The organism is Blautia sp. LMAG:36, assembly GCF_008680535.1.
GTDB classification, from domain to species: Bacteria; Bacillota; Clostridia; order Lachnospirales; family Lachnospiraceae; genus Blautia_A; species Blautia_A fusiformis.
Window position 1 is genome coordinate 23815 of sequence record NZ_NALB01000002.1, and the last position, 6022, is coordinate 29836.

9 protein-coding genes are annotated in these 6022 nt (G+C 43.0%); 2 read left to right on the top strand and 7 right to left on the bottom strand.

What is annotated here, in order from left to right:
- The first annotated feature begins 194 nt into the window (after positions 1-194).
- Together CCC17_RS00210 and CCC17_RS00215 are read left to right on the top strand one after the other, a co-directional pair.
- On the top strand, positions 195-407 hold the full coding sequence (locus CCC17_RS00210) for a TOBE domain-containing protein (protein WP_015527392.1): 213 nt from the start codon (positions 195-197) through the stop codon (positions 405-407).
- 204 nt (positions 408-611) lie between these two features.
- Positions 612-1319 carry a substrate-binding domain-containing protein gene (locus CCC17_RS00215; protein ID WP_287082275.1) on the top strand — a complete coding sequence of 236 codons (708 nt, stop codon included), beginning with the start codon at positions 612-614 and terminating at the stop codon, positions 1317-1319.
- A 147-nt stretch (positions 1320-1466) separates the two neighbouring features.
- Here the strand turns inward: CCC17_RS00215 and CCC17_RS00220 are convergent, their stop codons facing one another.
- From CCC17_RS00220 to CCC17_RS00250, 7 genes are all read right to left on the bottom strand, one after another.
- Entirely contained in the window at positions 1467-2378 is a 912-nt protein-coding gene (locus CCC17_RS00220; RefSeq protein WP_287082276.1) for a serine hydrolase, read from the bottom strand.
- A gap of 34 nt (positions 2379-2412) precedes the next feature.
- The gene (locus CCC17_RS00225) at positions 2413-2781 is read right to left on the bottom strand and encodes a hypothetical protein (RefSeq protein WP_287082277.1); all 369 of its coding nucleotides are present in this window, start codon (positions 2779-2781) and stop codon (positions 2413-2415) included.
- 305 nt (positions 2782-3086) lie between these two features.
- Positions 3087-3272, bottom strand: a complete 186-nt coding sequence (locus CCC17_RS00230) for a hypothetical protein (protein ID WP_287082279.1) — start codon at positions 3270-3272, stop codon at positions 3087-3089.
- Positions 3273-3386: 114 nt separating this feature from the next.
- On the bottom strand, positions 3387-3830 hold the full coding sequence (locus CCC17_RS00235; RefSeq protein ID WP_287082280.1) for a hypothetical protein: 444 nt from the start codon (positions 3828-3830) through the stop codon (positions 3387-3389).
- 44 nt (positions 3831-3874) lie between these two features.
- The gene (locus CCC17_RS00240) at positions 3875-4153 is read right to left on the bottom strand and encodes a hypothetical protein (RefSeq protein ID WP_287082282.1); all 279 of its coding nucleotides are present in this window, start codon (positions 4151-4153) and stop codon (positions 3875-3877) included.
- Between the two features lie 15 nt (positions 4154-4168).
- A complete protein-coding gene (locus CCC17_RS00245) occupies positions 4169-5308 on the bottom strand; it encodes a CDP-glycerol glycerophosphotransferase family protein (protein WP_287082284.1) in 1140 nt (379 codons plus the stop codon).
- On the bottom strand, positions 5254-5946 hold the full coding sequence (locus tag CCC17_RS00250; protein WP_287082285.1) for a hypothetical protein: 693 nt from the start codon (positions 5944-5946) through the stop codon (positions 5254-5256). The genes CCC17_RS00245 and CCC17_RS00250 overlap by 55 nt, the downstream gene beginning before the upstream one ends.
- Positions 5947-6022 lie beyond the last annotated feature (76 nt).

A 6022-nucleotide genomic window follows, 5' to 3' on the forward strand; every position in this document is an offset into this window, starting at 1 on the left:
AAGTGCTATCATAAATACATAGTTGACAAGCCAGGCGGATGTTCACGATCCGCTTCGTTTCTTATCTTATCATGAGTGGCTTACAGCACTCCTGATACAGACAAATCCCACACAAGGTTCATTGCTCTGCACAACGTAAGCAGAGAACTTGCCTGATCCGGTTCATTCAATATTCAAGAAAAGGAGAATTACTTATGAAACTCAGTGCACGTAATCAGTTAAAAGGAAAAATCATCAACATCAACCAGGGAGCTGTAAATTCCATCGTTTCCATCGATATCGGTGGTGGAAATATCATCACTGCTACCATCTCCTGTGCGGCGGTGGAAGAACTTGGACTGAAAGTAGGCTCTGATGCTTACGCAGTGATTAAGGCAACCAATGTTATGGTAGGTATCGATGAATAAAGTCTACACAGCACAGGAAGTTGCAGATAAACTAAAGATCAAAAATCCACAGTATATGACCTGATCAAACGCGGAGAGCTTTCCTCCTCCAAAGTCGGCAAACAGCTGCGGGTCAGCGAGGAACAGCTGTCTCAGTATCTTAAGGGTTCGGAATGTTCTGCGTCTTCTGCTCAGTCTTATGATCACCAGCCGGAGAGCTCTCTTTTGAAAAGGGATTATCTTCTGCATTCCAGTGGACTGATCATCAGCGGACAGTGTTCTCCGGCTCTGGATCTTCTCCTGAATCAGCTTCCCACACACCCGGACAATCTGCCGGTTCTGCAGTCTCACATGAACACCTACAACGGACTGTATTCTCTCTATTTTGAAAAAGTCCACATTGCCTGTGCATCCGCCTCACCGGAAGATATCCATAGCCTTATACCCGGTATCCCACTGACTGTGATCTCTCTGTGTCAATATCCTGTCGGCTTCTATGTAAAAAAAGAAAATCCCAAGAATATCCGGGGATTTTCTGATCTTACACGGGCAGATATTATTTTTGTGAACCGCGAAAAAGGAAGCAGCCGTCGTATCCTTCTTGACCGTACACTTCTGTCTTCCGAAATTTCACCGGATTCCATATCCGGATATCGAAATGAGCTTGTTACCGATCACTCCACGGCTGCTGCAGTGGCTGGCGGACAGGCAGACATAGCTCTTGGCGAGGCCTGTGTAGCGAGAAGCTTTCCGGAGCTGGATTTTCTTCCTGTTTGCCAGGAATCACTCTTCCTGGTTATGCAGACCAAAAATCTGAGCACCCCCGGCTTTCAGGCCGTAGCGGAAACCATTGCATCCGAACCTTTCCGCCGGTTTTTAGCTCTTCAAACCGGATACGATACTACTGACACCGGAAATATCCGGCATATTTAGGGCTAAGAAAAACGCTTATGTAAAAAATTCTTCCACAACCATTTCTTTGATAATACAAAATCAGCCAGCACGTCAATGATCACTCCTTATTTTTGCCCAATTAAGGAAGTTTCTTGATCCTATGACTGCTGACTGATCTTTATTTATTCAAATATTGATATACTCTTGAAGAATCGAACGGATTCCGTACAGTAAATGATCTTCGGAAGCGCCTTCTGAAAATATACATAATACATAATTTGTTTTCTTTCCATAGACGATTGCCATATCATGCTGAACTGAGCTTGTCTCACCAGTTTTGTTCGCGCATACTATACCTGTCGGAAGACCTGATGGAATTTTGTATCGTTTCGTCTGATGCAGTAAAAGATTTAGCATTTCTCTGGAATACTGTTGAGAAACACACTGACCTCGATAGATTTTTTCTAAGAGTCTCCCACAATCTTTTGCAGATGCCGTGTTACGCCAGCCATCACTGCTCCAGGCAGAAGAAGATGGATGCAGGGAACTGTGACAACCGGTATTTTTGTAACCGTTCTTTCGAAGATACTGGTTCACTACAGCCGTTCCTCCTACAAAGCTTCCGCCTCCCTGACGCCTTACCAGTTCATTATAACATTCATTATCACTGACAGTGATCATATCCCACAGCAAGCTGTACACACCGGAGCTGTATTGCATTTTTCCCTGACGGATCTGATCATAGACCGACGCCATCACAAATGCCTTGATCGTACTTGCCGGATACATTTCCCGATCATTTATGTTTACAACATTTCCTGTTTTCAGATCTTTTATATAAACAGACCAGTTTCCACCGTAGGCAGAAACAAAGCTCTCCAATTCCGATTTAAATGCACTTAGAGCATACTCTGATCTTGTACTTTTTCTTCCCTGCCAGTCCACATACTGACCATCCGGTGTTTTCATATTTTTCGCAATGGTTCCGTTCGATTTCAGGTAATAACCATCTTTCCACCGGTTCACCAGCATTTTTCCATTTTGGTCTACATAATATTGCTGGCCCTCACAGGTTACCCACCCTGCCTTCTGTACCATTCTCCCATTATCATTGCCAAAATAATAGATTCCGTTAAACTTTTTTCCCCTGAACTGTTTTGTTCACTTTATGAAAAGACGGACGCATGCAGATTCTTCCGGTTCCATAGAAATAATAATAACCGCCTTTAAAATCACGCCCACCGAATCTTCTCTGTCTTATATAGCGTACTGTTCCACGATCAGCCAGTTTTCCGTACGCTTCCACATAATAAATGCCTGCGATAATTTTTTTGCCCCGTACCTTCTGTTCAGCTACGTTTACAAAGCCACGCTCTCCCTTTGAAATTCTTCCATTGGAGTCTGTGATGTGGTATTTATCAAAGCGGACACCAGAAACTGTCTTTTTATCGAAATAATAAACGGATTGCTTTCTCAAAAGTTTTCCGTTTTTATCAAACATATAAATCCTGTTTTTAAAAACTCTGTCTTTGGGATTGACAAATAACGTAATCCGGTAAGTTTTCGCTTCTTAGAATCTTTCAAATACCAGTTCCCGCCAGATTTCTGAAGATAATTTCCACTGTTATCCCAAAATCGTACCGTTCTTTCAGCAGCCTCGACCTTTATCTCTGTACTTCTGGCACCAATAATACATCCAAAAACCACTACTAATATCAACCAATATATACAAACTGTTTTTTTTTGCTTTCATACTTTAACAAGACCTGCCACAACGATGGCAGGTCTTTCTCCTTTATCTTTATATTATCCTATTTTCATGCAGATGTTCTGGATCAGGCGGTTGTATCCGCTTACCTTTTTCAGCCATTCCAGCGCTATGGACACTGCCAGTGAAGCCAGCAGAAGCGTCAGTGTATTGGTCAGAAAATATCCACTCACATACACAAAAGAAGATTTTCTTATAAATGTATGTATCAGAAATATATTCATGGAATGTTTTCCGAGAACAATAAATCTGTCCACTCCGGAATGACATTATAAATTCGCAGCAAAATGCCATAAATACAATTGGATACACACCCCAGTGGATCTCACTGTATACCGTCAGCGGCAAAGTTCTGTACGCTTTATACAAAATAAACACCGCAAGAAGCTCCAGAAGAATTTGAAAACATGCTTCATTCCAGCATTCCATATCTTAAACCATCGGTTAAACAGATCATACTTGGCTACACACATTCCCATGAGAAATACCGGTAAAATGCATAATACCCGTAATTCCCATAACCTCCAGGGAAATTGTCCGTGGAAATGCCACAACAGCCACAAGATAAATACCAAATATTCTTCCTTTATCATAAACAGCGGCACGCAGATGATAAAAATGATCGCCGCACTCATATACCACCAGGTTCCGTTCAGAGTCGAAGTTCCGAAAAGTTTCGCCAGACCAAAAAAATCCAGCACCATTGCGCTAACACCTTTGGCAATATTTCCGTTTCCGAAATATCTGGCCACGGCATAGCCGTTATAAAGCTGTGAGCTCACAACAGAAAGCCCCCATATGATCCAGAACCCTCCCATTGTTTTTATCAGTCTTTTGGCTGTCCACTTGCCAGGTGTAGAATTATTTTTTCTGTAACTGAGATACAGTCCGTATCCGGAAATAAATGCATAGATCGGTCACAGATCTTAAATGTTCTGCACAGATACATGATCCGATCTGCTGAAAACGGAGTGAAAACAACATTCAGCCCCTCAAATCTGTCTTGACTCAGATACATATGATGGAACAGCATTATAACAATGGCAATGCCCTTCATCGCCTGAGAATTATATTTATCAAACTTTATTGCCTGCTTTCCTTCCAAAATCCAACCTCCATATTACCGATTCTCGATGATCCTCTCATAAACTCGTTTGGAACAGTTACGGTCATTAAATGCAAAGGTCTCATCCATTCGTTTCCGATATTCCTCTTTCATCTGACAGCCGTCTGCCATATATTCGATGATCCGGTCCACAGTTCCGTCCAGTGTATGCTCCACCTCTCCGAATCCATCTCTCTCATAGTCAAAGTATCCCTCTGTGTAGGAATGCGCGCCACTGAAAAAGCTGTCTCTGTCAAACTGGGAGTATACGATGGGTTTTCTCAAATATGCAAAATCAAAGGCAACCGAAGAATAGTCCGTGATCATCAGATCTGTCTGGGCAAAAATGTCCTTGTAGGAATAAGACGAATCCATAAATTTTACCCGTGGATCATGACGGAACATATGCAGACCGTCAATGGTATTTGGGTGAGGCATGAAGCAGATGGTATATCCGTACTTCTCTGCCGCTCCCAGAAGTCTTTCGTTGTTGAGAAGATCATCATAAAAATGAAAGTATTCGCTTTCCTGAAATTCTTTTCCAAGCTGCCATACCCCTCTGGCATCGGTTCCTGAGGAAAGGCTCTTGCGCCAGGTAGGCATCACCGTCACATACTTACGCTCATCATGGACCAGACGGTCATAACGCGGCATTCCCGTAAGCCAGATATTTTTTTCCGGATAAAAATAGTCATAGGTAAAGGCAGAATCATATTCCGGCTTTGTGCTGACGATAAATCCGAAAAGATTACGGTTGTATTTGTTCAGCCACTTGGACTGGTTGTCTTTGGTCACACCATGCTGTAAAAATACCAGCTTTTTGTCATAGATGATATCGCGGTACAGATACTCCAGCTTTCCAAAAGGATTGATCACCGGTTTGTTAGCCTGGGAGGACAGTGAAAATTCATTCAGCAGGAACAGAAGCTTATGCTTCCAGGAGAAAGGCTCCACAACCTTTCCAAGCTTCTTCATTTCCACATAATCCTGTGTATCCTTGTTGACTACAAAGTACGGCTCCACCGTAGGGTCCGGATTGGCGCAGAGATAGCGGAACATCACTTCGCCGTTATCATCTCCGCGTGTTGTACGATCGGAGATCAGCCAGATCTGCTTTTTCTGCTTCGCCTTCTGCATCTCGTAGAGCTTACGCACGAGAACTGCCTTTTTTCCGGCCTTTCCCTGAGAAAATATTGCTTTGGTGCGTTTTTTTTCAGCTGTTTCTCCCTGCTCTGACTGTATGGCTCTACCGTTACTTCATACTGATGGCCCAGAACCTTTGCATCTTCCTGATTCTCTCCACGGATCATCCGTACTTTTTCGTTAAGATACAGAAGCTTATCCTCTATATGCAGGAAAAGCGGCAGCTTCTTTGTAAATGGCACATATTTTCCGTAGGAAATATTGTACATTTTGTTTATATGTCCATCTGTGCCTGTGCCCCAGCTGATAAACTCCCGGATCTCGGAAAGCGGAATGTCCACGATATACAGCTTCTCAACGGCACTTTCTTCTCTGCACCAGCCGGTTCTTTCCAGTGTATATTTCCATCTGGCTTCATAGGTGTTGCCACCAGTCATCATATATACACGGTTTGTCCTGCTCACAGGCTCCACAATGGAAAATTCACAGTGCAGCTGGTCTTTTTCCGGCTGGAATATCTTGACACGGAGATTGTCATATATGGGATTCAGGATCGTGTCTGCCTGATCCGGAAATTTTTTGCATATATCCGGATAATATTTCCGGAGAAGATACACTTTGTTTGCCCTGCTGATATGCTGATTGGACATCACGATCTCCGGAAACTCCATCTGCTTCAGGAAGCTTTCGATGCCTTCCTATATCTGCACTTTTTCTCTTCATCAA